General features: G+C 35.6%; 24 protein-coding genes. 16 read left to right on the top strand and 8 right to left on the bottom strand.

Annotated features, from left to right (window positions below):
- Positions 1-52: 52 nt before the first annotated feature.
- Genes kynA through kynU form a run of 3 tightly spaced genes read right to left on the bottom strand, consistent with a single transcriptional unit; the run spans position 53 to position 2,815 of the window.
- Positions 53-895 carry a tryptophan 2,3-dioxygenase gene (gene kynA / locus AB4Y30_RS13500; RefSeq protein ID WP_368652741.1) on the bottom strand — a complete coding sequence of 281 codons (843 nt, stop codon included), beginning with the start codon at positions 893-895 and terminating at the stop codon, positions 53-55.
- Positions 888-1,538, bottom strand: coding sequence for an arylformamidase (gene kynB, locus AB4Y30_RS13495; RefSeq protein ID WP_368655229.1), 651 nt, complete (start codon positions 1,536-1,538; stop codon positions 888-890). Before kynB ends, kynA begins: the two co-directional genes overlap by 8 nt.
- Positions 1,535-2,815: a kynureninase gene (gene kynU / locus AB4Y30_RS13490; RefSeq protein ID WP_368652740.1), complete on the bottom strand. Its 1,281-nt coding sequence runs from the start codon at positions 2,813-2,815 to the stop codon at positions 1,535-1,537. Before kynU ends, kynB begins: the two co-directional genes overlap by 4 nt.
- Positions 2,816-2,940: 125 nt before the next feature.
- Between kynU and AB4Y30_RS13485 the strand changes: the two genes are divergently transcribed.
- From AB4Y30_RS13485 to AB4Y30_RS13450, 8 genes are all read left to right on the top strand, one after another.
- Positions 2,941-4,119, top strand: a complete 1,179-nt coding sequence (locus AB4Y30_RS13485) for a M20 family metallopeptidase (RefSeq protein ID WP_368652739.1) — start codon at positions 2,941-2,943, stop codon at positions 4,117-4,119.
- Between the two features lie 248 nt (positions 4,120-4,367).
- Positions 4,368-5,966, top strand: a complete 1,599-nt coding sequence (locus tag AB4Y30_RS13480; protein ID WP_368652738.1) for an ABC transporter substrate-binding protein — start codon at positions 4,368-4,370, stop codon at positions 5,964-5,966.
- Between the two features lie 175 nt (positions 5,967-6,141).
- On the top strand, positions 6,142-7,323 hold the full coding sequence (locus AB4Y30_RS13475; protein ID WP_368652737.1) for a M20 family metallopeptidase: 1,182 nt from the start codon (positions 6,142-6,144) through the stop codon (positions 7,321-7,323).
- 66 nt (positions 7,324-7,389) lie between these two features.
- Positions 7,390-9,066 carry a thiamine pyrophosphate-dependent enzyme gene (locus AB4Y30_RS13470; protein WP_368652736.1) on the top strand — a complete coding sequence of 559 codons (1,677 nt, stop codon included), beginning with the start codon at positions 7,390-7,392 and terminating at the stop codon, positions 9,064-9,066.
- Positions 9,067-9,147: 81 nt separating this feature from the next.
- Positions 9,148-10,644 carry an aldehyde dehydrogenase family protein gene (locus AB4Y30_RS13465; protein WP_368652735.1) on the top strand — a complete coding sequence of 499 codons (1,497 nt, stop codon included), beginning with the start codon at positions 9,148-9,150 and terminating at the stop codon, positions 10,642-10,644.
- Positions 10,645-10,756: 112 nt separating this feature from the next.
- A complete protein-coding gene (locus AB4Y30_RS13460) occupies positions 10,757-11,899 on the top strand; it encodes a saccharopine dehydrogenase family protein (protein ID WP_368652734.1) in 1,143 nt (380 codons plus the stop codon).
- Positions 11,900-12,016: 117 nt separating this feature from the next.
- Positions 12,017-12,784, top strand: coding sequence for an IclR family transcriptional regulator (locus tag AB4Y30_RS13455; protein ID WP_368652733.1), 768 nt, complete (start codon positions 12,017-12,019; stop codon positions 12,782-12,784).
- A 172-nt stretch (positions 12,785-12,956) separates the two neighbouring features.
- Complete coding sequence (locus tag AB4Y30_RS13450) at positions 12,957-13,274, top strand: DUF3870 domain-containing protein (protein WP_368652732.1); 318 nt, start codon at positions 12,957-12,959, stop codon at positions 13,272-13,274.
- A 45-nt stretch (positions 13,275-13,319) separates the two neighbouring features.
- Here AB4Y30_RS13450 and AB4Y30_RS13445 read toward each other — a convergent pair whose 3' ends face one another.
- From AB4Y30_RS13445 to mreBH, 5 genes are all read right to left on the bottom strand, one after another.
- Positions 13,320-14,762: an NAD-dependent succinate-semialdehyde dehydrogenase gene (locus tag AB4Y30_RS13445; RefSeq protein ID WP_368652731.1), complete on the bottom strand. Its 1,443-nt coding sequence runs from the start codon at positions 14,760-14,762 to the stop codon at positions 13,320-13,322.
- Between the two features lie 87 nt (positions 14,763-14,849).
- Positions 14,850-16,037 (bottom strand): acyl-CoA dehydrogenase family protein, encoded by a 1,188-nt coding sequence (locus AB4Y30_RS13440; RefSeq protein WP_368652730.1) that lies wholly within the window; start codon positions 16,035-16,037, stop codon positions 14,850-14,852.
- Positions 16,038-16,061: 24 nt separating this feature from the next.
- A complete protein-coding gene (locus tag AB4Y30_RS13435) occupies positions 16,062-17,216 on the bottom strand; it encodes a CaiB/BaiF CoA transferase family protein (protein ID WP_368652729.1) in 1,155 nt (384 codons plus the stop codon).
- Positions 17,217-17,597: 381 nt separating this feature from the next.
- Complete coding sequence (erm, locus tag AB4Y30_RS13430) at positions 17,598-18,458, bottom strand: 23S ribosomal RNA methyltransferase Erm (protein WP_368655228.1); 861 nt, start codon at positions 18,456-18,458, stop codon at positions 17,598-17,600.
- A 435-nt stretch (positions 18,459-18,893) separates the two neighbouring features.
- On the bottom strand, positions 18,894-19,904 hold the full coding sequence (gene mreBH, locus AB4Y30_RS13425) for a rod-share determining protein MreBH (protein ID WP_368652728.1): 1,011 nt from the start codon (positions 19,902-19,904) through the stop codon (positions 18,894-18,896).
- 716 nt (positions 19,905-20,620) lie between these two features.
- On the opposite strand from mreBH, the gene AB4Y30_RS13420 reads away from it, so the two are divergent.
- The 8 genes from AB4Y30_RS13420 to AB4Y30_RS13385 all read left to right on the top strand — a co-directional run bounded on the left by AB4Y30_RS13420 (position 20,621) and on the right by AB4Y30_RS13385 (position 26,261).
- Entirely contained in the window at positions 20,621-21,391 is a 771-nt protein-coding gene (locus tag AB4Y30_RS13420) for a CAP domain-containing protein (protein WP_368652727.1), read from the top strand.
- A gap of 140 nt (positions 21,392-21,531) precedes the next feature.
- Positions 21,532-22,200, top strand: coding sequence for an SOS response-associated peptidase (locus AB4Y30_RS13415; protein WP_368652726.1), 669 nt, complete (start codon positions 21,532-21,534; stop codon positions 22,198-22,200).
- A gap of 77 nt (positions 22,201-22,277) precedes the next feature.
- Positions 22,278-22,742: a low molecular weight protein-tyrosine-phosphatase gene (locus tag AB4Y30_RS13410; RefSeq protein ID WP_368652725.1), complete on the top strand. Its 465-nt coding sequence runs from the start codon at positions 22,278-22,280 to the stop codon at positions 22,740-22,742.
- A gap of 21 nt (positions 22,743-22,763) precedes the next feature.
- Entirely contained in the window at positions 22,764-23,042 is a 279-nt protein-coding gene (locus AB4Y30_RS13405; RefSeq protein ID WP_368652724.1) for a YtxH domain-containing protein, read from the top strand.
- Positions 23,043-23,065: 23 nt separating this feature from the next.
- On the top strand, positions 23,066-23,914 hold the full coding sequence (locus AB4Y30_RS13400; RefSeq protein ID WP_368652723.1) for a YihY/virulence factor BrkB family protein: 849 nt from the start codon (positions 23,066-23,068) through the stop codon (positions 23,912-23,914).
- A gap of 178 nt (positions 23,915-24,092) precedes the next feature.
- The gene (locus AB4Y30_RS13395; protein ID WP_368652722.1) at positions 24,093-24,941 is read left to right on the top strand and encodes a transporter substrate-binding domain-containing protein; all 849 of its coding nucleotides are present in this window, start codon (positions 24,093-24,095) and stop codon (positions 24,939-24,941) included.
- 12 nt (positions 24,942-24,953) lie between these two features.
- Positions 24,954-25,637: an amino acid ABC transporter permease gene (locus tag AB4Y30_RS13390; protein ID WP_368652721.1), complete on the top strand. Its 684-nt coding sequence runs from the start codon at positions 24,954-24,956 to the stop codon at positions 25,635-25,637.
- Positions 25,638-25,877: 240 nt separating this feature from the next.
- Positions 25,878-26,261 carry an OsmC family protein gene (locus tag AB4Y30_RS13385; protein WP_368652720.1) on the top strand — a complete coding sequence of 128 codons (384 nt, stop codon included), beginning with the start codon at positions 25,878-25,880 and terminating at the stop codon, positions 26,259-26,261.
- The last annotated feature ends 22 nt before the right edge of the window (positions 26,262-26,283 follow it).

Here is a 26,283-nt window from a genome sequence, read left to right as displayed (position 1 = left end):
GAGCATTTTAAAAGAGGATTAAGCATATTTTCCTGCTCAATCCTCTTGATTATTATAATTTCGTACGTAATGCCCAGAGCTCTGGGAAGAAGTAATGGTCGATAACTTTCTTTAAATAGCCTACACCGGAAGAACCACCTGTACCCATCTTATGACCAATAATTCTTTCGACTGTCTTCATATGACGGAATCGCCACTGCTGGAACCAATCCTCGATATCTACTAATTTCTCTGCTAATTGATATAAATTCCAATATTTATCTACATCTCGGTAAACTTCCATCCATGCTTTTTCTACAGATTCATTGTATTCATATAAAACAGAATAATCACGGTTGATTATTTCCTCATCAAGCTCCAATCCTGCTTTTGCTAATGCTTCAATAGCAACATCATAAAGACCTGGAGCATGATAAGCTTCTTCTAATTCTTTTAGTAATTCAGGGTCTTTACGATAAATTTTTAAAATATGTGGTGTTTTATAGCCAAGTGCAAATTCAATTAAACGATATTGATAAGATTGGAATCCAGATGCATTGCCTAGAGTATCGCGAAATTCCATATATTCAGCAGGCGTTAATGTAGAGAGAACATCCCAAGCTTGAATAATTTGTGATTGAATTCTAGATACACGTGCTAGCATCTTAAAGGATTCTTGGTAAGCATTATGTTGAATTGCTTCGATAGCTGCCTTTGTTTCATGGCGAATTAATTTTAGCCATAGTTCACTGACTTGGTGAATGATGATGAAAAGCATTTCGTCATGATGACCAGAACGACGCTGTTGGCTATTTAAAATCATATCTAGATTTAGGTACTCTCCATAAGTCATTTTCTTTTTAAAATCAGTATGGATTTCTTTTTCATTGGAATAGGCCAAATCTTTTTTATCCATGTTGCTTTTCCTCCTTGATTTTACGAATCACAGCACGGACAGGACTTCCATCAGCTCCATGTATTGCTAGTGGTAGAGCAATCAATTCATATACTCCAGGTTGTATATCAGAAAGCACGATATTTTCTAAAATATGGATTCCATGTTCAGCAAACGCGTGATGTGTTTCTAATGTTTTGCTATCCAATGCATCAACAGATGGTAAATCAATCCCAAATAGTTTGACACCTTTACTTGCTAGGAAGGGTGCTATTGCAGGATCAATCGTTGGAATTGTTTCTGGAAATTGCTTTAGATTATCAATGAAAGAGGTACGAAATAATGCTCGGGTTACATTTTCCCATGTAAATTGTTTTAAAACCTCTACATTAATTTCTTCTGCTTCACAAATATCAAAAACCCTTGCTTTACCAATAAAATCATTAATATCAAGCTGTTCAATTGTTTTTCCATCATTATCAAAATGGAATGGTGCGTCTACATGTGTTCCCGTATGTAAGCTTGTAGTGATTTGTCCGATATTAACAGATCCTGTTTCAGCTTTGGAAAATGTTAATTCACGGGTAAATGGTGTGTCTCCTGGCCAATGAGCCATATCATTTGTTAAGGCTTGAGAAATATCAATCCATGGTTGTCTCACTATGCAATCACACCTCGCACATTTTCAAATTTTTCATAACGTTTTTCTTCCATAATCTTCTTCAATATTTGAATAACGTTCCAGACTTCTTCAAAAGTATTATAAAGTGCTACAGGAGCAATTCTAATTCCGTTAGGACTGCGGAAGTCTGGAATTATTTTCTCTGCTTTTAATGCTTTACAAATACGTGCAGCATCTGGATGTTCTAAGAAGACATGGGCACCTCTAATTTCCTCATCAAGTGGATTGGCAATAACGAAATCATAATCTCCTAATTCCGTTTTAAGCAACTCTAAGAAATAGGAGGTTAATTGTAGAGATTTTTGACGAATGGCATGAATTCCTGCCTGCTGGAAAATCTCTAAAGAACCAAGTAATGGAGCAGCGCTAAGCACATGAGGTGTACCGATTTGATAAGCGCCTGCAGTATCAGCATGTGTCAATGTATGCTCCATATCAAATTGCTTGTCCTTTTTTGAGCTAAACCAACCAGCTAATCCTGGTGCATGTCCAAAATGCTTTTGATGAACATAGAGTCCCCCAACACTTCCAGGTCCACCGTTTAAATGCTTATACGTACACCAAAAAGCAAAATCTACTCCCCATTCAGCTAATTCATGTGGAATAGCACCGACAGAATGGCAAAGGTCAAAACCAATGATAATGCCACGACGATGCGCTTCAGTTGTTAATGTTTTCATATCCAATATTTGTCCACTACGATATAAAACACTTGGGAGAACAATTAATGCAATATCATCTGTCATTGCTGCAATAATGTCTTCAGTAGCTAATGTATTGTGATCTTTACTTTTCACACGAATCAAATGCTCTTTTGGATCAAGTCCTTTTAGTTTTAATTGACTTTGTAATGCATAGATATCGGATGGAAAATTCAATTCATCTGCTAAAATTTTATTGCGATTTCCTTCTGGTTTAAAAAACGTTGCAACTAACTGGTGTAGATTCGTTGTTGTAGAGCCTGTAATAATTACCTCATTTTTATGAGCACCTACTAGTGGTGCAGTCATTTCTCCTAATTTCTCAGATAGATAGAACCATGGATGCTCTCCTTCTGTCCATCCATCAATTCCGTACGTTTTCCAAGAATCTAGCAAAGTGTGTAAAGTAGATTCAGCTTGTTTGGACATGAGCCCAAGTGAATTACCGTCAAAATAAATGGTTTCCTTTGGTAAATAAAAATCATTACGAAAGGATTTTAATATATCTTCTTGATCAAGTTTTTGCGCATAAGCTTTTGTTGTATCCAATGAATTCACCTCTTTATATGATTGTAATTAGTTTAATAGTTTTAGTATACATAAAAAACATTCTAATTGCTGATTAGGAAGTATAACTCTATAATTTAAGATGTAAGAACAATGAACAAATGGAGGAAATATACATGAAGGAAACCTTATTTAAGCAATTAGAAGCACATTATGATGAGATGGTTGAAATTCGTCGTCATTTGCACCAGCATCCAGAGCTATCTCACCAAGAATCAGAAACACCTAAATATATTGCAGAATATCATCGTAACTTGGGACATGATGTGAGAACTAATGTTGGTGGTAATGGTGTGGTTGCAACTCTTAAGGGTGCGAAACCAGGTAAGACAGTAGCACTTCGAGCGGATTTTGATGCTTTACCAATCCATGAAGAGACAGATGTTCCATTTCGTTCTAAAGTCGATGGTGTAATGCATGCTTGTGGTCATGATGCACATACAGCGACTTTACTTGTACTAGCTAAAGTTCTAAACGGTATGAAGGACGAGCTAGAAGGAAATGTTGTATTTATTCATCAGCATGCAGAAGAGCTTGCACCAGGTGGAGCGAAACCAATGATTGAAGATGGCTGTTTAGATGGTGTAGATGTGATTTTTGGTACACATATTTGGTCAATTTTCCCACTGGGTACAATTGAAACAGTAACGGGACCAATTATGGCTGCATCTGATCGTTTTGAAATTGAAATTCAAGGAAAAGGTGGACACGGTGCACAGCCTCATTTAACGAAGGATGCAGTAGTTGTTGCTTCTACTTTAGTAAATCAATTACAGCAAATCGTAAGTCGCCGTGTGGATCCAATTGAGTCAGCTGTTGTAACAGTAGGAAACTTTGTTGCACAAAACGCATTTAATGTTATCGCAGATAAAGCTACTTTAGGTGGAACTGTTCGTACATTTACACCAGAGATTCGCGATTTAATTGAAAAAGAAATCGGACGTATTGTTGAAGGTGTATGCGTAGCTGCAGATGTTGAATATAAGCTTAACTACTATCGTGGATATCCCGCTGTAGTAAACCATAAGGAAGAAACAGAATTTTTAATGGATGTGGCGAAATCTGTACCAAATGTGGAAGAAGTAAAAGAAATGGTACCAACAATGGGTGGAGAAGATTTTTCATATTACTTAGAGCATGTGAAAGGGAATTTCTTCTTTACAGGAGCTAAACACCCAGATTGGGATCATGCATACCCACACCATCATCCGAAATTCGATATTGATGAAAGAACAATGCTAGTTGCGGCAAGCACACTAGGAGCGGCAACATTAGAAGCACAAAAAACAAAATAAGATTATGTAGAAATAGGAGAAGCATTACATTATTAAATGCTTTCTTCTATTTTTTTGATTAATTTTCTAAAATATTTGAAACGGGTAAAATTATAAATTATACTAAAAATTGGAATTTTATTTCGATAAATGAAACAAAAAGGAGGTAAAAAAGACAGCTTACTAGAATTTAACATAAAATATCAGAATAAATAGTCATCCTTAAGTGTGGTTATTTATCCTTTTAAAGAAAAGGAGAGAAAATGAATATGCATGTAAAACGAATAATGAGCATCCTGATTATCCTGTTATTAGGAGGTATTTTAATCGCATGTAGTGATTCATCAAACACCAATAACGATGAAGACAATGACAGGGACCAGGAAAATGAAGAAGAGAACGAAGTAACTCAAGGTGGGGAATTAAATATTGCATTTAGTGCACAACCACCAACATTAGATATCCACCTTTCAACTGCAACTGCCACAAGAGATATTTCCCAACATATATTTGAGCCACTTGTTACTTTAAATTCGAGCTTAGAAGTAGAGCCAATGTTAGCTGAATCTTATGAAATAAGTGAGGATGGAAAAACAATTACATTTTATCTTCGCGAAGGAATCAAGTTTCACAATGGTGAAGACATGACAGCAGAAGATGTTATCGCCTCATTAGAAAGATGGCAAGGACAGTCAGCTCAAGCAAAAACTTACCACAGTCAAACCGTTTTTACAGCAGAGGATGATTATACTGTTGTCGCAGAAATTGAAAACCCTTCTACATTAGATATGTACGTTTTGGCAGATATGACACAATTTGCTGCGATTATGCCTAAAGATGTTATTGAAAATGTAAGTGATGATGGAGTAGAAGAAATCGTTGGTACAGGACCATATGCATTAGAAGAATGGCGGCAGGATCAATATATTCATCTGAAGAAGTTTGCTGATTATCAATCACGTTCTGAACCGGCTGACGGACTTGCGGGTGAAAAGAAAGCGCCTATGGATGATATGTATTTCCATTTTATAACTGATTCTTCCACTCGACTTGCAGGAATACAAACTGGTGAATATGATATTGCAATTGATATACCACATGATGATGCAGCTACATTAGAAGCTGCTGGAGATGTAAGGAATGAAGTGTTTGCAAGTTCTATGTTAATCATCATGTTAAATAATAAAGAAGGCGTCTTTTCTAACCAAAAAATAAGGCAAGCTGCAAATGCTGCTATTAATATGGAAGATATACTAACAGCATCTTTTGTAAATGAAGAATACTATATTAAGGATCATGCATTAGTTAAAGAGGAACAGGCAGGTTGGTATACGGATGCTGGAAGTGATATTTATCACACATATGATCCTGAATTAGCAGAGCAGTTATTAGATGAAGCTGGATATGATGGTGAAGAAGTAGTGCTGTTAACAAATCGTGATTATGAAACACATTATAATACAGCTGTGATTATGCAATCACAATTAGAAGCAGTTGGAATGAATGTAACAATGGATGTAAGAGATTGGCCAACTGCGATCGAAATGGCAGAAGATCCATCTGCATTTGATGCATTCTACTCTGGATTTGCATTTCGCCCGATGCCGATTCAGCAACTATTCTTAAACCCTGAGTATATTGGTTGGCCGGAAAGTGAAGAATTACAGCGTTTATCTGAACAAATTTTACAAGCATCATCTCTTGAAGAAGCACAATCCTTCTCAGAGGAATTTCACCGAGTTTATTATGAGGAGATGCCAGCATTAAAAGCTGGAAATACTACCAATATTGTGTCACTACGAGAAAATATTGATGGATTACAATTTATTTCAGGACCTATTTTATGGAATATTACTAAAACAGAATAAATAGTATGTATTTAGTCAACAGCTCTTTAGAAGGGCTGTTGTCTTCTTCTGATTAATTTTCCTAAATAAATTCCGATTAAATATTTGAAAATAATAAAATTACAGATTATACTAGTTATGGTAGTTGAAATGACATTTCATTAAATGAAATAATTGAAAGGTGCTGGAAATAGAGATGCCACACGAAATATTATCGGAAGCGAAACGAATCCAGCCTTGGTTAGTGGATGTGCGTAGAGATTTTCACCGTCACCCAGAGTTTGGAATGGAAGAATTTCGTACCCAGGAAAAAATAATAACGTATTTAACAGAGATGGGAATTCCGTGTAAAAAAATAGCCAATACAGGTGTAGTTGGTTTTATTAAAGGTGTGAAGCCAGGAAAAACAATTGCACTTCGAGCAGATATGGATGCTTTGCCAATTGATGAACAAAATGATGTAGATTATAAATCTACTATTCCAGGAAAAATGCATGCTTGTGGTCATGATGCGCATATGACAGTGTTATTAGGAGCTGCTAAGCTTTTGCAAGTACATCGTGATGAACTACAAGGAAATGTGAAGTTAATGTTCCAACCAGCAGAAGAGACTGTTGGGGGAGCAGAACCAATGATTGCTGAAGGAGTATTAGAAGATCCCAAGGTAGATGCTTCTTTTGGGTTACATATGTCAACTGGAATACCTACTGGAAAAATTGGTGTTATTTATGATCAAATGAATGCGTCTTCTGATTCAATCAAGCTTACTATAAAAGGAGCAAAGGGACATGGGGCATACCCACATAATGGACGTGACGCTATTGTCATTGCTGCACATGTGATTACAGCTATGCAAACGATTGTAAGCCGTAACGTTGATCCAAGAAAGGCCGCTGTTATTTCATTAGGTACTATTTCTGGAGGAACACAGAGTAATGTAATTGCAGATGAAGTAGTAATAAATGGAACAGTACGTACATTAGACCCTGAAGTAAGAGAGTTAGTTATTGAAAGAGTTAAAGAAGTTTTATCTTTTACCACCCGCAGTCTTGGTGGGGATTATGATTTTGAACATCATCCAGGATATGTTTCTTTAATTAATGATAATAAAATGGTTGATATTGTTAAAGCAAGTGGTGACGAGCTTCTTGGTAAGGAAAATGTCCAGTGGATGGACTTACCTAATATGGGTGTAGAAGATTTTGCATATTTTGCAGCTGCAGTTCCATCTGCGTTTTTCCAATTAGGGTGCCGTAATGAAGAAAAAGGAATTATCCATGGCGGGCATACAAGTCAATTTGATATTGATGAAGATAGTCTGTCAATTGGAGCGGCATTACAAGTGCAGAATGTATGGAAAGCATTAGATACACTTTAATCAGTGATGAAAGTGTCTATCTAGCAAAATAGATTTTGTATTCAAACATATGAAGAGGAGTTGTTGATGATAGTGGTAGCAAACATTCCAGCAAAAGAAACAAAAACAATGACTGCGGCAGCGGCGCTTGTTGAATGTCTGAAACGCGAAGATATTACAAAGGTATTCTGTGTTCCAGGAGAAAGTTATTTACCAGTATTAGATGCACTTTATGATGAACCTGCTATGGAAGTTATATCAGCACGTCATGAAGGTGGTGCATCCTTTATGGCAGAAGGCTATGCGAAATCAGCTTTAAAACCAGGCGTGGTAATGGCGACTCGTGGAGTAGGAGCAGGAAATTTAACGATCGGTGTACATACCGCTTATCAGGATTCTACTCCGATGTTAGTATTTCTTGGGCAAGTACATAGCAAGGTAAAGGGGAGAGAAGCATTTCAGGAAGTGGAGCTAGATCAATTCTTCAAGCCTATTGCAAAATGGGCAGTGGAAGTTCGTGACCCAGAACGCATGCCAGAAATTGTGCAGAAGGCCATTCGTATTGCCCAAACAGGTAGACCTGGACCTGTTGTTATTTCTTTGCCAGAAGATGTATTGCCAGTAGAAGCGGAAATGCATTTTGGACCAACATTAAAGAAACCGACACCAGCCCCAGCAAGTGATGAGGTAAAAGCAGTTCAAGAAATTTTATCAGCAGCAAAACACCCACTGATTATCGCAGGTGGAGGAGTGAAGAGCTCCCAAGCAGAGCAGGAGCTAATACAGTTTGCTGAAAAATATTCCATTCCTGTAGTAGCAGCATTTAGAAGACATGATAGCTTTCCACATCAACATCCTTTATATGTAGGGCATCTTGGTTTAGGTTTGGCGAAGGATATTCGTAAAACAGTGGATGAAGCAGATTTGATTATAGGACTTGGTACAAGGTTTTCTGAGAATACGACTCAGGATTATAGTATCATTACAAATGATAAGAAGCTTATTCATATCGATATTGATTTTGATACGATTGGTAAGATTTATGTTCCTGAGATAGGAATTGTAGCTGATGTGAAAGAAGCTCTAAAAGCATTAGAAAGTATGGAATTAACATCAAGCTGGGAAGAATGGGCTAAGGAAAAACGTGCTGTATACGAAGCAGTTAGTGAATTAAGCGTTACAGATACTGATTATATTAATAAGAAGATTATTGCGGTATTAGATAAGAAATTACCTAATGATGCTTTAATTACTAATGATGCAGGAAATTTTGCAGGCTGGTTACACAGCTTCTATTCTTTCCGTGAAAAGCATACGTATGTTGGCCCAACCTCTGGTGCAATGGGCTATGGTATGCCAGCAGCAGTTGGGGCAAAGCTTGCCTTTCCAGACAAAGTAGTTGTATCTTTATCCGGAGATGGTGGATTCATGATGACAGCTCAAGAGATTGAAACAGCAGTTCGTTATGATATTCCGATTATTAGCCTAGTGTTTAATAACAACAGCTATGGTACCATTCGAATGCACCAAGAAATGCATTACCCAGAAAAGGTTATTGCAACTGATCTTGGCAAAGTGAAGTTTGCTGATTTTGCGAAAAGCGTTGGAGCAAACGGATATTCTGTAGATACTGCTGAAGCATTTGAAAAAGCATTAGAGGATGCTTTGGCAAGTAAAAAAACATCTGTAATAGAAATTATTATAGATAAAGAACAAATCTCTGTAGGTGCAACTATTGCGCAACTACGAGCTAATAAAAAGTAAGTAAGATAGCCTAACGACTTCTAAATAAGAATGAAGGCAGATAATGTTATATATTTTTATAAAAAAATGGAGGTAATTTGCATGGCAGAAGTAAAAGTAGATGTTTCAAAACTAAAAAATTATATTAATGGTGAATGGGTTGAAGGAGATAAGCACACAGATGTTATCAACCCAGCAACAGGCGAAGCAGTTGTTGAAGTACCATTATCAAGTGCTAAAAGTGTAGATGACGCTGTAAAAGCTGCAAAAGCTGCACAAAAAGAATGGGCATTAGTACCGGCTCCTGAGCGTGCAGAAGTACTTTATCGTGTTGGAGACCTAATGAAAGAGCGTAAGGAAGAAATTGCACAACTACTTACTTTAGAAAACGGTAAGGTAATCGAGGAAGCTCGTGGAGAAGTTCAAGAGGGAATTGATATGGCGTACTATATGGCTGGAGAAGGGCGTCGCCTATTTGGACAAACAACACCTAGTGAGCTAAGAAATAAGTTTGCGATGAGTGTACGCTCTCCACTTGGTGTAGTGGGAATTATCACACCATGGAACTTCCCGATTGCAATTGCAACATGGAAATCTTTCCCAGCAATTGTTTCAGGAAATGCAGTAGTGTGGAAGCCGGCAACAGAAACTCCAATTATGGCACATGAGCTTGTGAAAATTTTCGAAAGTGCTGGACTACCAAAAGGTGTTATTAACGTTGTGTATGGTTCTGGTTCTGAAGTAGGAGACGCAATGGTACACCATGATGGAATCCGTGTTATTTCTTTCACAGGTTCTAATGATGTAGGACGTGATATTGCAGGAAAATGTGGTCAGCAATTGAAGAAAGTATCCCTAGAAATGGGCGGTAAGAATGCTGTAATCGTTATGGATGATGCAGATTTAAACCTAGCTGTTGAAGGTATTTTATGGAGTGCATTTGGTACAAGTGGTCAAAGATGTACAGCTTGTAGCCGAGTAATCGTACATGAAGATGTGAAGGAAGAATTAGAAAAACGCCTACTTGAAGAAATGAAGTCTTTAACAATTGGTAATGGTTTAGATTCATCTGTTAAGGTTGGACCAGTTATTAATAAAGGTAGCTTAGAGAAAATCAATAGCTACATCGATATCGCTAAAAACGAAGGCGCGAAGCTTGTTGCTGGAGGAAGTATTATGAATGAAGGCGAATATGCAAACGGAAACTACTTCGAGCCAACTCTGTTTACAGACGTTAAACCAGATATGCGTATTGCTTTAGAAGAAGTATTTGGACCAGTTTTATCACTAATTCCAGTGAAGAGCTTTGAAGAAGCAATTGAAGTAAATAATAGTGTAACTTATGGTTTATCTAGCTCCATCTTTACAAAAGATGTAAACCGTGTATTTGCTGCACAGCGTGATTTAGATACAGGTATTGTTTATGTGAATGCGGGAACTACAGGAGCTGAGATTCATTTACCATTTGGTGGTACAAAAGGTACTGGTAATGGACACCGTGATTCCGGAGTTCAAGCACTAGATGTATTTACAGAGTGGAAAGCAATTTATGTAGACTACAGTGGTAAATTACAGCGTGCACAAATTGATAATAACTAATTTTTAATGCTATTGTTTTGTAAATCGTGCTCTCTTTTCTTAGCTAAGGGGGAGCACGATTCATAAATAAATATACTAATAAACAAAGATAATAATTTGGGGAGTGAATGTAATGAAAGTAGGAGTACTTGGTTCAGGTTTAATGGGTAAAGAAACAGCACGTGATTTAGTATCAAGTGAAGGTGTAACAGCAGTTGGTTTAGCTGATATTGAATTATCTAGAGCACAAAGTGTTGTCGATCAATTAAATTCTTCTAAATTAACAGCTTATCAAGTAGATGCAAGTAATACAGAAGAATTAGCTAATTATATGAAGCAATTTGATGTTATTGTGAATGCTTTATTCTATTCATTTAACGAAATTGTTGCTAAAACAGCAATTGAAGTAGGCGTTCATTCCGTTGATTTAGGTGGTCATATTGGTCATATGACAGATAAAGTATTAGCACTTAAAGAACAAGCTGAAGCAGCAAATGTTACTTTAATTCCTGATTTAGGAGTAGCTCCAGGGATGATTAACATCTTATCTGGATACGGTGCTAGTAAATTAGATGAAGTTAAATCCATTAAACTTTATGTAGGTGGTATTCCACTTCGTCCAGATCCACCAATTGAATATAATCATGTATTCTCTATGGAAGGTGTATTCGATCACTATACAGATCCTTCTTTTATTGTGCGTAATGGAGTTGGGCAAGAAATTCCTTCTTTATCAGAAATTGAAGAAATTCATTTCGCCAAATTTGGACCTTTAGAAGCATTCCACACATCTGGTGGAACTTCAACATTATCTATTTCTTACCCAGAATTAGAAACATTAGAATATAAGACAATTCGCTATAAAGGACATGCAGAGAAGTTTCAGTTACTTGTTGACTTAAACTTAACTCGTTCTGACTATGAAGTAGAAGTAAAAGGAGAAAAAATCAATCCACGTGAAGTACTATTAAAAGTACTTGAGCCAATTGTAGAGCTTGGTGATAAAGATGATGTAGTACTATTAAAAGTGCTTGTTTCTGGTGATAAAGACGGTGTAGAAACAACTTATGAATACGAAATGTCTACATATAAAGACCGTGAAAACAATGTGACAGCAATGGCTAGAGCAACAGCAAACACAATTTCTATTGCTGCACAAATGATTGGAAATGGAACAATTACAAAACGTGGAGTATATCCTCCAGAACAAGTAGTACCTGGTAAAGAGTACATTGAGGAAATTGCTAAGCGTGGAGTAAATATCGAAGAAGTATAAGAATTATAAAAAGTCTATTAGTGGGATTAATTTCCTGCTAATAGACAAACTAGTTGAGCTTTCTGCGATAGAAGTTAAATTTTCCCGTGGAACCAAATCATGATAGGAGCTATTTATATGAATCAAAGTGTAAGCAAGGCATTACAAATATTAGACCTTTTTATTGCAGAAGCGGGAGAACTTACTTTACATGAGGTTTCTGAAAAAACAGGCATACCTAAATCTACCGCCTACCGTATTTTAACAACATTAGAGGAAGGTGAGCTTTTATCCAAAACCAAGCATTCAATACATGACAGCCGTTATCGATTAGGCTTAAAATTATTAATACTTGGCCAGCTTGCTTCCGAACAAATGGAATTAAGAAGTATTGCTCTTCCGTATATGGAAGAACTAGGAAATGAAATAAATGAAGTTGTTCACCTTGTTATTGTGAATCAGAAAAAAGCTACATATATTGAGAAAGTAGAAAGCAAACGTGCGCTTCGTCTATTTACTAGAATCGGAAAGAGTTTACCATTGCATTTAGGCTCTGGACCAAAACTTTTATTAGCTCATTTACCAAAAGAAAAGCAAGAAGAAATTCTAGAGGATGCAGCAATGTATTCTATTGATGGTAATAAACTAATAGATAAGGAAAAACTTAGACGTGAGCTTGATGAAATTCGAGTAAATGGTTTTGGTTTTAGTGTTGCTGAGCAAGATGAAGATACAACAGGTGTATCTTATCCTATTTTTAATTATCAAGAAGAAGTGGTTGCTGCATTAGCGGTAAGCGGGCTTTCCAGTAATTTTGAAGGAGAACGTCTTCAGATGATAAAATTAAAAACAGAAGAGACAGCACAACGCATTTCTAAAGAATTAGGATATCGTGAAAACGCATAAGATCAAGAATAAAAAAGCTTATTATTAAAGAAACTTTTTTAATCAACTTTTTATAACGAGGATGCTTATTTAAAGTATCTTGGTTAGCCTGATCTTAATTTTCTTGATAGACTATCGTTCTATAAGCTTGTATAATCATCCATGTGAAATAAATGATAAGGTAGGAATTAGTATGAACACAGTTTTTATTGCAGGGCATGCACGTCTTCCATCTGGAATGGCTGCAAAAAGCATCTATGAAACATTAACAATTACAGCTGAAATTGATAAGAAATATGGGGTTATTGTAACAGCAAGCTGTACATTAGCAACATTGCATGGTCGCGAATTTGTTCAACATTTATTACGAGGATATAGTCTGCAAGACGGTATCGAATTTCCTGTCGAGCAAGTAAAGGGACATTATCTAGGGAAAGCTGGAAGTGCGCTAGAATCAGCATTAAAGGACTTATATAAGCAATATGTATTGTATACAAAAAAGGAAAAATAGGTGAAGGGGTATTAAAAGCCCTTACACCTATTTTTATTGTAATTCTTATTCATCAATACCTAAAGAAATAAACTTCTGCTCCATGAATTCTTCAAGTCCGTAATGACCGCCTTCTTTACCGATACCTGATTGTTTAATTCCTCCAAATGGAGCTTCTGGTGTAGCAGGGAATACATCGTTTACACCAACAATACCATAATCTAATTTTTCAGATACACGAACAGCACGGCTTGTATTTTCAGTGAATACATAAGCAGCTAAACCATAATCGGAGTCATTTGCTTTAGCAATCGCAACATCTTCATCATTGAATGTTTGGATTGGAATAATTGGTCCAAATGTTTCTTCACTCATGATAATCATGTCATCTTTAACATTAGAAATAATAGTAGGTTTATAGAAATTACCCTCTAAATCTCCATCCCATTTCGAACCACCAGTAATAACGGCAGCTCCTTTTGTTAATGCGTCATTTAGATGTTCTTCTACTTTTTCAATTGCTTGTTCATTAATTAGTGGACCAATTTCAGTACCTTCTTCTAAACCATTACCAATTTTCATTGCTTCTGCTTTTTCTTTCAAACGAGTAGTGAATTTCTCAGCAATGGATTCATGAACGTATAAACGGTTTGCACAAATACAAGTTTGACCAGCATTACGGAATTTACTACCTAATGCTAATGTAGTTGATTTTTCAATATCAGCATCTTCAAATACTAGGATTGGTGCATGTCCACCAAGTTCTAATGCAAGCTTCTTCACATGGTTAGCACCTTCACGCATTAAGTGCTTTCCAACTTCAGTAGAGCCAGTAAATGTGATTAAACGAACCTTCTTATTCGTTAACATTGCATTCCCAATTTCTTGTGAATTTCCAGTTACTAAATTAATAACACCTTTTGGTAAACCAGCACGTTCAAAAACTTTCACTAATTCAATTGCAGAAAGTGGTGTTACACCAGCAGGTTTTAGTACAACTGTACAACCAGCAGCTAATGCTGGACCAAGCTTACGAGTAATCATTGAGCTAGGGAAATTCCAAGGTGTAATCGCCCCAACTACCCCAATTGCTTGTGGGATAACTAGAAGACGCTTTCCTTTTGCTGGGGCAGGGATAATTTCTCCGTATGCACGGCTAGCTTCCTCTGCATACCAGAGTAGGAAACTTGCGCCACTTAGAATTTCTCCTTTTGCTTCTGCGAAAGGCTTTCCTTGTTCTGAAGTTAAAATAGTAGCAAGACGATCTGCATCTTCTACCATAAGTTCATATGCTTTATATAAAACTTTTGAACGCTCACGTCCAGTTAGACTACTCCATGATTTAAAAGCTTCATCTGCAGCAGCAATTGCAGCTTCTGCTTCTTCAGCTCCACCATAAGCAATCTCTGTAATAGCTTCCATTGTAGCAGGATTATAAACAGTTTCTGTACGGCCTAGTTCTTGCCATTCTCCATTAATAAAAATACTTTTTGTTTGTTTTTCGAACATTTATTATCCCTCCAACTATGATATTAGTGATAGAAAAGATATCGTACGCTCTATTGTTGAGGTACGATATCTGATCAAGTTTTTTAATTAATTATTCCAAGCAGGTAGCATTTTGTTTAAAGGTTTATCTTCACGATAACCTAAAGCATATTCTGCTTGTAAAATGGTATGAATTTCTCTTGTTCCTTCATAAATAACTGGTGCTTTAGAGTTACGTAGGAATCTTTCTACTGGGTACTCATCAGAGAATCCGTATGCACCATGAACTTGTACTGCATCGTCTGCAGCCTTATTAGCAAAATCACATGCTTGCCATTTAGCTAATGAAGTTTCGCGAGTATTACGCTTTCCTTGGTTCTTTAATTCACCCGCACGATAAACAAGTAAGCGGCTCATTTGAAGTCCTGCTTCCATGTTAGCAATCATTTGTTGAACTAATTGATGCTTACCAATCGGCTGTCCGAATGTTTCACGCTCATGGCAGTAGCTCACACTAGCTTCTAGACAAGCCATAATTTGTCCAACTGCTCCAGCGGCAACAGTGAAACGTCCATTATCTAATGCAGCCATTGCAATTTTAAATCCTTCACCTTCTTCACCAAGAAGGTTTTCTTTTGGCACACGGATATTATCGAAGAAAATTTCTCCTGTGTTACCAGCACGAATACCCATTTTTCCTTTGATTGCTTGTGAAGAGAATCCTTCCATTGTTCTTTCTACGATAAATGCAGAAATTCCATGGTGTTTCTTCGACTTATCTGTATAAGCGAATACGATGAAGTTATCTGCAACATCACATAAAGAGATCCATGTTTTTGAACCATTTAAGATGTAATGATCGCCATCTTTGGTTGCAGTTGATTGCATTGCAGCAACATCGGAACCAGCGCCAGGTTCTGTTAATCCAAATGCACCAATTTGCTCACCTACAGCTTGTGGTGCTAGATATTTTTTCTTTTGCTCGTCATTTGCCCATTGTAATAGAGTCATACTGTTTAAACCGATATGTACAGAAACAGCTGTACGGAAAGTTGTATCTCCACGCTCTAGCTCTTCACAAACAATAGCTAAAGAATTATAATCCATTCCACTTCCGCCATATTCTTCAGGAATACAAACACCCATTAAACCTAATTCAGATAATTTGTTAAAGATCGCTGGATCAAATTTTCCTTGACGATCCCATTCAGAAATATTTGGAATAATCTCTTTATCAACAAAGCTTCTTACTGTACTACGTAACATATCCTGTTCTTCTGTGAAATCAAAATTCATATTTTCATCTCCTAAATGGTTTTATTATTCTTTTGATAAATTCAATGGATTAATAATTTCATCATTATGCTCACCAGGCTCTGGAGGATGTTGTCTCACATTTACTGGTGTACGAGATAATTTCAATGGACTATTAATCATTTTAATGGTTCCCGCAACTGGATGTTCATGCTCAATAAACATGTTTCGAGCTTGGAGCTGCGGATCTTGTGTAACTTGTTCAATGTTTTGAATAGCCCCACAAGGAATATTATTCTCATGACATTTTTCTTGCCAATAATTAGATGTTTCTGTTAAAAATACTTCTTGTAGTAGCGGTACAATGATATCGCGATGTTTTACACGATCAGGATTTGTTAAAAATCTCTCATCATTTCCAAGCTCTGGTTTTCCTAATACATTACATAGTGCACGGTATTGATGATCATTCCCAACAGCAATCACCATTTCTCCATCAAGTGTTTTAAACGTTTGATATGGAACAATATTAGCATGGGAATTCCCAAGTGCTTGAGGGATTTTACCAGACATTAAGTAGTTACTACCAATATTAACAAGGGAGCTTACTGCTGTATCATAAAGGGAAATATCAATTTTCTGCCCTTTACCAGATACTGTTCTTTCGAGTAAAGCTGCTTGAATACCAATGGTTGTATAAAGTCCTGTAAGTACATCAACAATCGCAACACCAAGCTTTTGAGGCCCAGATTCTTCATCACCCGTAATGCTCATCAATCCGCTCATTGCTTGGATAATAAAATCATAACCTGGAATATCTTTATATGGTCCATTTTCGCCAAACCCTGTAATGGATGCATACACGATACTTGGATTGATTTCCGATAACGTCTCATAGTCGAGACCAAATTTTTCCATCGTGCCTGTTTTAAAGTTATTAATAATGACATCGCTATTTTTAACAAGCTCTTTAATTATCTTTATTCCTTCTTCAGACTTCAAGTTTGCTGTGATACTTTTCTTATTTCGGTTTGCACATAAGTAGTATGCGCTTACACCCTCTTGGAAAGGCGGTCCCCATTTTCTAGTTTCATCACTGCCACCAGGTGCTTCCACTTTAATCACTTCTGCACCTAAGTCGCCTAAAACCATTGTACAGTAGGGGCCAGCAAGAACTCGAGATAGGTCGAGAATACGAATATTATTTAATGCGCCAGCCACATTCTCACTCCCTTCTAAAAACATGATATATCAAAAAGTGGCCACTTCAAATCAACTCCCACTTTCTACGGAAAAAAGCAACAAGTCGACTTGAACTGGCCTTTATCTGTTGGGATAGTTCTGGAATGGAACTGCGAACAGATTATTGCAGTTATTTTATATAGATAATTTGGAATGGTCATGTGTTTATCACATGGTGAGATGTTTATACATGACTCTTATCTTCTATTATATTCTGAATAATAAGCAAATGCTAGGTAATATCACGAAAAAGTTAAATTTTATATAAAAAAGAATAAATTATCGTCTAAAAACTTCTTCAATAGAAGAAAAATTTGCGTATTGAATTTAAAAGCTCGCCTTTTAATCAACCATAACAATTCAAAAATGTTTTATTTTAGCTTGATTTATCTTCGGCCATCTAAATTTTGGAACATGCTTTATCATTGTTTCAAAAATGCCTTCCCATTGCTGTTCTGATAAAGTCGCAACTGGAGACTCATGATTTATTCGAAGATTTCTTTTTAAATGCTTAATTTGAGTTGGGGTAAATACACCTCTTAGTGCAAAATCAATAGGTGATTGGGGATTTTTAAGAGCAAAATCAATCAATCCCCAAAAAGTTAAATAATCGTTAATAGGTACAAGTGGTTTAGACTTTCTATTTATTGTAATTATCGCTGAATCTACTTTTGGAGGTGGTGAAAAATTATTTCTTGAAATTCCTTTAACATATCTAATATCAAACCACATTCTCCAAGCGAGCACATATGAATCTTTCACAAAATGCGATGTGAACCTTTTAGCAGCGCCTTTTTCCATGACAATAACACCTCTTTGAAAACTATTTGAAGGTTTATTTAGCAGCATTTTCATAATTGGTGTAGTAATAGAATATGGGATATTAGAAACAACGATAAATGGTTGCTTTGGTAGATGAATCTTCAAAATGTCTTGATGAATAATTTTAGTATTCGGATCATCGCCTAATTTTTGTTTTAAAATTTCAACGAACTTATTATCATATTCCACAGCGAGTACATGCTTCGCTTTTTTATTTAAAACAGCTGTTAAAGCTCCTTTTCCAGCACCTAAATCTAATACTAAATCATCTGTGTTGATTTTTGCTTGATCTATAATCTCATGGACCAGCCTCTTATTATGCATTAAATGCTGTCCAGAAAAATTTGGTGGTTTCCCATGATTTATTTTTTTCATTCGTTTATTTCTCTTTGTCTGCATATTTCCTCTTCCTTTCCATAAAAAAATCACAAGCACCTGCTTGCGACTGGAGAGTAAAGGGAAATACCCATCTTTATTTAATGAGAGGCCATTAGAGCCCATCAGCAAATAAACCTGTCTTTGGTAAAAACAAAGAATGGCTAAATTTAATATAAAAAATAAAGAAAGGCAGAAAAATCCGCCTTTCTCTATATTACATATATTTTTATATGACATAAAGGTTATTAAAAAAGGACAGACTTATCCCGTTTACTCTGCAAACACAAAACAGAGCCTTTGAACGTATTTAATTACTGGTTCAAAGTTAGGAATCGAAGTCTCATATGCGTCATTTTTAATAATCCTCCTAAATGTAAAATCTAACTCTCATTCTATAATCTTCTTTAAAATAAATCAATGTAAAATGGATTTTCTCCAAGTCATAAGCGGAATATCCTATATTTTCATATTCCATTGCAGTTTATGAATCATTGAAACGGAGCGGCCTGTACCAATAGCTACAGATTCAAGAGGGCTTGGAGCAAGATGTACAGGTACATCTAGTTCCTCAGTTAGCCATTCTTTCATTCCTTTTAATAAAGCACCTCCACCAGTAACAACAATACCTTGATCGACAATATCTCCACTTAATTCCGGTGGGCAATTTTCTAGTGCAGCCCGAATATTTTCTAAGATTTGTGATAGTACACTCTCAATTGTTTCATGAATTTCATCAGAGGTAATAGTGATTGTCTTCGGTAATCCTGTTACAAGATCACGTCCGCGAATTTCCATTGTTTCCTTTTCATGATTTTTTTGTGCATTTCCAATCGTTATTTTTATTTGTTCTGCAGTGCGCTCTCCAATTAAAACATTATGTTGCTTACGAATATGAAGTGCGATTTCTTGGTCAATATCATCTCCGCCAACTCGAATGGCATTTCCAGATACAATTCCACCGAAGGAAATAATGCCAACTTCTGAAGTTCCCCCACCTATATCTACTACAACGCTTGCAACAGGTTCGTCAATCGGTAAATCAGCACCAATTGCTGCGGCAACAGGTTCATCAATTAGAAATACTTTCTTTGAGCTAAAGCTTACTACCGCATCATGAATTGCTCGTCGTTCAATTGCTGTACTTCCAGAAGGAACGCAAACAACAACTGTCGGCTTTCTTAAAGAACTACCTACCTTCTTACTTGCTACTTGCATAAATTCCTTTAGCATTTGGGCTGCTATTTCGAAATCTGCAATAACTCCACCACGCAAAGGTTGGACTAATCGAATATGACGTGGTGTCTTACCTACCATGTTCTTTGCTTTTGATCCTGCTGCAACTACTTGATTTGTTTGTGTATCAATAGCAACAATTGCTGGTTCATTTAAAATAATTCCTTTTGATTTCGCATGAATGAGTACATTTGCTGTACCTAAGTCTATCCCGATTTCTGCTTTTGCTAACATATTAATAATCCTCCAATAACATTCAATTAAGTGCGTCAAGGGCAGCCAGTAGTTGACTTCCTATTGCTCAAATTAGATCTTTTATAAGGTTACTCCAATGAAAGATCTCGTTTGGATCCTTTTCATTATTCATTTATCTTTGCTCAATATAAGGTTTCTGCTTCTTTTAAATTTAGCCTACTTAGCAAATGTTAAACCTCAATTGAAACTAAAATAACAGCTTTGATAAATGTCTCAGATTTAAGGAAGGGGGCTAACCCCTCATTAATAGTGAGGCGAGTTTAAAAAAATCTGGACATCGTTATTTCAAAGCATAAATACTAAAAATATTACTACCTATAAACTTCTCATGCAGAAGAGGTTTTTTGGGGGTAGTTATTCAGTTGTAAAAAAATGGTATTGAAATGCTAATAAAGCGCTCTATATCAATGTTTTATTTAGATGATAAAAGTAACAAAATGATTACAAAAAAAGGGACGTTTGTAACAAAAGTCGGCTTGAAAAAAGTTGTCAATAGTCATATTTATGTATCTTTCGCCATTACATCTAAATTATGTTAGCGAAGGGATTTTTTACTAATGAAAAAATATAGATATAAAAGCATTTGTTAGAAAGGAAGGCCTAGAATAGACATTTGGCAAATTCTCCCGTAATTATGACAAAAAAACTGGTGTTAAGATAAATGCGTAAGAAAAAACAAAGGGAGAGATGCAAAGATGTTTAAGAAAGTTATTGCCGTTATAGCAACAGGCTCCATTCTTATTTTCGGAGGAGCAATACCAGCAGCAGAGGCAGCTGCTAAACCAGATATGGTGAAGGAGAATGTACGCTTTGTTGCAGATGATGCACAGGCGATAAAGATATTCCAAAATTATTTTTCAAACTGTTTTGGAATAAATGGAGAAACTCCTAAGAAGCAATGGAAGCCAAATAAGCAAGATAAGCAAGAACAAGAAGTACAAGATCAAGATAAACAAGAGCAAGAGAAGCAAGAAGCGGAGCCAGTAAATCCACCAAAACAAGAAGTGGAACAAACAACTCCACCGAAGCAAGAGACTGAACAAAATAATCCGCCAAAACAAAATGAGACAGACAATGCTGGAACAGAGCTTAGTGAGTTTGAACAGCAAGTTGTTGAATTAACAAACCAAGAGCGAGCTAAAAATGGTTTGTCTGCATTAAAAGTAGATCAAGAATTAAGTAAAGTTGCTCGTGAAAAATCTCGTGATATGGCTGCAAAAAATTATTTTGATCACCAAAGTCCAACATATGGATCACCATTTGATATGATGCGTTCTTTCGGCATTACATACCAAACAGCAGGTGAGAATATTGCCAAAGGACAGAGAACACCACAAGAGGTTGTACAAGCTTGGATGAATAGTTCAGGTCACCGTGCAAACATTTTAAATGCTAATTACACTCATATTGGTGTTGGTTTTGTAGAGCAAGGAAATCATTGGACACAACAGTTTATTGGTAAATAAAGATTTGATTCAATAAGGAGTGATTGAAAGTGCATGATATAAGCGCTTTTCAATCACTCTTTTCTTTTTTGAGGTGATGTATGAGTGGTCGTTTTCCTCTTGAGAATGATAAAATAGATAAGAGAATAGGGGGTGCGTAAATGTGTGGACGTTATACCATACTAGTGGATGAAGAAAAATTAATAGAAGCATTTCAAATTCAAAATAAGATAAATGACTTTGAACCTAGTTATAATGTTGCTCCAGGGCGTAAAATATTGGTTGTTATTCATGATGGGAAAGAAAGACGTGCTGGATATTTACGTTGGGGTCTTGTACCATCCTGGGCAAAGGACGAAAAAATGGCTTATAAAATATTTAATGCAAGAAGTGAAACAGCTCATGAAAAACTAAGTTTTCAAAATTTGATGGCACGCAAGAGATGTTTAATTATAGCGGATAGCTTCTATGAATGGCATAAAACAGAGGAAACAAACCAACCTTACCGTATTCAAGTAGAAGATCGAGAACTATTTGCTTTTGCCGGATTATGGGACCGCTGGCAACAAGGAGATAAGGTTATTTTTACTTGTACTGTTTTAACAAGGGAATCTAATGCCTTTATGCAAAATATTCATCATCGGATGCCGATTATTTTACCAAAAGATAATGAAGAGGAGTGGATTAGGCCTGAGATGAATCGAGCGATGAATGCTTATCACTTTTTACAATGTATAGAAATGGAGCCTCTCACAGCATATCCAGTCTCTGATTATATTAACAAAGCTAAAAATAATGATCCAACATGTATAGAAGTTTTTAAACAGTAGGATTTATACAGTTTCGTTTTATCAACTTGAAGCTTTTATTTTATATTTTTATAATAGAGAAAAAAGGGGACATGATAATGGTACGTGTTCTATTTGTTTGTCTAGGAAATATTTGTCGTTCGACGATGGCTGAGGCTGTTTTTCGAAAATTGGTTGAAGAGGAAGGATTAGCTGATCAAATCATGGTAGACTCTGCAGGGACAGCCGGTTGGCATGCAGGTGAGCCACCTCATCAAGGTACACAGGAAATATTAGAAAAGCATCAAATTAGTCATCATGGCATTACTTCAAGACAAATACATACTAGAGATTGGCATCTTTTTCATTATATGATTGCGATGGATGATCAAAATATTGCTGATTTACAATTGAAAAAAGAAAATGATGATGTGGTACTTGCGAAATTAACGGATTTCATAGAAGATGATGATGTGACATATGTTCCAGATCCATATTATACAGGAGATTTTAATTATACATATGAACTTGTCACACTCGGATGCAGAAATTTATTGAAAGAAATCAAGACAACTCTAATATAAATGTTTAAAGGAGCGGTAATTATGGGTAAACGAATTTTATGTCAAGGAATTATTGCAGGTGCTGTGATTGGTGGAATAGTAGCTTTGTTTAATAAAGATGCTCGAGGATATGTTGTAGAGAAAATGAAAAGTACATCAAACTGTGCGAAGCAATGTATTCAAAATCCAACAGAAGCAATAGGAGGAGTTCGAAAGGCAGTAGATTCTTTTAATCAAAGAATTGCTTCTACAACAGAAGGAGCAATCAATGCTTTAGAACAAGTAGAAAAAACGATTGGAAAAGTAGTGGATAAAAAATAATAGAAATAAAGAGGGGGAGTTAAATGCAAAAAATCATTGAATATTCTAAACGGTTAGTAAAAGGAATTGGAGATGCTGATGTACTCGGTTTAGCTGCTCAGTTATCCTATTTCTTTTTACTATCTCTGTTTCCTTTCCTTCTCTTTGTAGTTACTTTAGTTGGTTATTTACCATTAAATGAGATTTCTGTTGTTGATTTTATCAGTGACTATATGCCAACAGAAATTGCGAGCTTTATTAATACAAATGTATCACAGCTACTCAGTCAGCAAAATGGAGGATTGCTTTCCATTAGTATCGTTGGTACTCTATGGTCTGCCTCTAATGGTTTAAATGCGATAACAAAAGCATTGAATAAAGCATATAGAGTAGAAGATACAAGGTTTTTTCTTATTTCAAGATTAATTGCTGTGGCAATGACAATCGCAATGGTACTTGTTATTATTATTTCTCTTTTATTACCGATATTTGGTGAAATGATTGGGATATATCTATTTTCTTTCGTTGGTTTATCAGATGAATTTGTACCCATTTGGAACTCCTTACGCTGGGTCGTTTCTTCGGCAGCTATCTTTCTTGTTTTACTAGCATTGTACATCTTCATTCCAAATGTAAAGGTTAGATTGAGAGAAGTTCTTTGGGGAGCTTTATTTGCAACAATTGGTTGGCAGTTAATTTCCCTCGCTTTCTCCTATTATGTAAATACACTTGGAAATTATTCAGCAACCTATGGAAGCTTAGGTACAGTAATTATTTTAATGATTTGGTTCTACATTTCTGGCATTATTATTATTACAGGTGGCGTAATTAACGCAGTGAATAAAAAAGATAAATTAATAAAAGAAAAAATTGATAAAAATGACGAAGATTAAGCATTATTTAAAACGGGTTTCTATAAAAATATAGAGCCTGTTTTTTGTTGTCTTTTTATTAATACAGATAGGTTGATAATAATGTAACAGAGTTAAAAACATTGAATGTAGAGTGGATTGTTGTTACAATAAGTCTTGTAAAAAAAATATAACAATAAAAAAGGAGCGTAGTTTCATAATGAAAAAATGGCTTTGTTTATTTATATTTATGTCCGTTTTACTGATAACGGCTTGTAGTAATAGTAGTGATGGAGACAAAAACCGCTGGGAAGAAATTGAAGAAGCGGGTGAAATAGTAGTTGGTACTTCTGGAACATTGATTGCAGCATCTTACTTTGATGGGGAAGAAGAAACAGAAGACCAATTAACAGGTTATGATGTAGAAGTAATGCGAGAAATTGCTAAACGTTTAGATCTTGATGTGAAGTTTGAAATCATGGGTATTGATAGTATGTTACCAGCAATTAATAGTGGCAGAATTGATGTAGCAGCAAATGATATCGAAGCAACAGATAAAAGAAGAGAAGAATTTAATTTTAGTGAGCCTTATAAATATTCCTATACAACAATGGTCGTGCGTAAGGAAGATAATTCAGGAATTAACTCATTAGAGGACTTAGAAGGTAAGAAGTATGGTGGTGGAGCAACAACTATTTTCGGACAAATTGCTGAGCATTTTGGAGCGGAAATTATTACATACGGAAATGCGCCAAATGAAGCATATTTACGTGATGTGCATAATGGAAGAACAGATGTAATTATTAATGATTATTATTTATCAAAATTTGGTGTAGAAGCATTTCCAGAATTTGATATCCATTTACACCCAGATTTAAAAATTCATCCAACAGAGCAAGCTGTTGTTATACCAAAAGATGAAGACGAATTAACAGAAAAAATTAATGAAGTATTAGCTGAAATGCGTGAAGATGGTACATTATCCGAATTAGCTAAGAAGTTCTATATTGAAGATGCATCAGAGAAACCAGAAGGTGATATTCAGGAAATTGAAGGGTTAGATTTATAGGAGTAGATAAAAATGGACTTCAATGGGTTTGATTTCGGTGGATTATTTAATATTGAATTAGCAATAGAAAGTCTCCCATTTGTTTTAGAAGGACTACCAATAACCTTGCTTGTATCTATTATTGGAATGGCAATGGGACTAGCACTTGGTATGCCATTAGCTTTAATGCGTGGATCTAATCAGATAATTTTACGCTGGCCTGCTCGTATTTATATATCCTTTATGCGTGGTACGCCAATGCTTGTATTCTTATTTATTCTGTATTTTGGATTGCCTGTTGTTGGAATTCAATTTACAGCACTGACAGCAGCTTCATTAGGATTTGGTTTAAATAGTGCTGCTTATATTGCAGAAATTAATAGATCCGCTTTGAACAGTATTGATCGAGGGCAATGGGAATCAGCGAGAGCATTAAATTTAACTTACTGGCAAACCTTATTTCATATTATCATTCCTCAAGCTGCAAGAATTGCAATTCCACCATTAACCAATGTGTTTATGGATATTGTGAAAGCAACATCACTTGCTGCGGTGATAACAGTGCCAGAGTTATTTCAAAAGGCACAAATTGTAGCAGGGCGAGAATTTGATTCACTAACCTTATATATATTAGTTGCCTTTATTTATTGGCCAATTTGTATCATTATCGGATTCTTCCAAGATCGTTTAGAAGCTAGGAATAGTAAATATATATAAACATATAAGTAAGGCTGTTTTTGAAATCATTAAGATTGATTTTTCAAACAGCCTTATTTTTTAGTCAAATAACTTCTTTAATAGCGAGATATCGCTTTTATTAATGACTTTAATATCTATTATTCTTAAATAAGAAGAAAGAAGATATTTTTATAGACTCAAATTTTTGTTTTTTCATAATAGGTCCATCTATAATAGATATAAGTACTTTTATGATAAGAATATTTGGGAGGACAGAAAATGAAATATATTTTAACTGAAACTGGAATAGAAACAGAATTACCTCATGGTACATTAAAGATGTCTGGTGAAAAGGAGCATGGTTTCCGCCCGGGAGAATTACTAGTTGCTTCTATTGCTGGCTGTAGTGGTTCTGTATTTCGTAAAATTCTAGTAAAACAGCGTTTGGAACTTAACGAGTTGGAAATTACTGCTGATGTAGAAAGAAATCCAGATGAGGCAAATAAAATTACTAAGATTACTTTACATTTTGAAGTAGGAAAAACAGATATAAGCTTAGAAAAATTAGAACGAAATTTAAAGCTAGCAAGAAAGAATTGTCCAATGGTTCGCTCTGTTGAAGATAGTATTGAAATTAAAGAATATATTACGATAAAAGAATAAAAATAAAGCCATCATCTCATTT

The sequence above is a fragment of the Ornithinibacillus sp. 4-3 genome, assembly GCF_040958695.1.
In the GTDB taxonomy this organism is placed as follows: Bacteria; Bacillota; Bacilli; order Bacillales; family Amphibacillaceae; genus CALAMD01.
The sequence above is the reverse complement of the archived record's forward strand: the minus strand, read 5'-3'. Positions and strand labels throughout refer to the sequence as shown.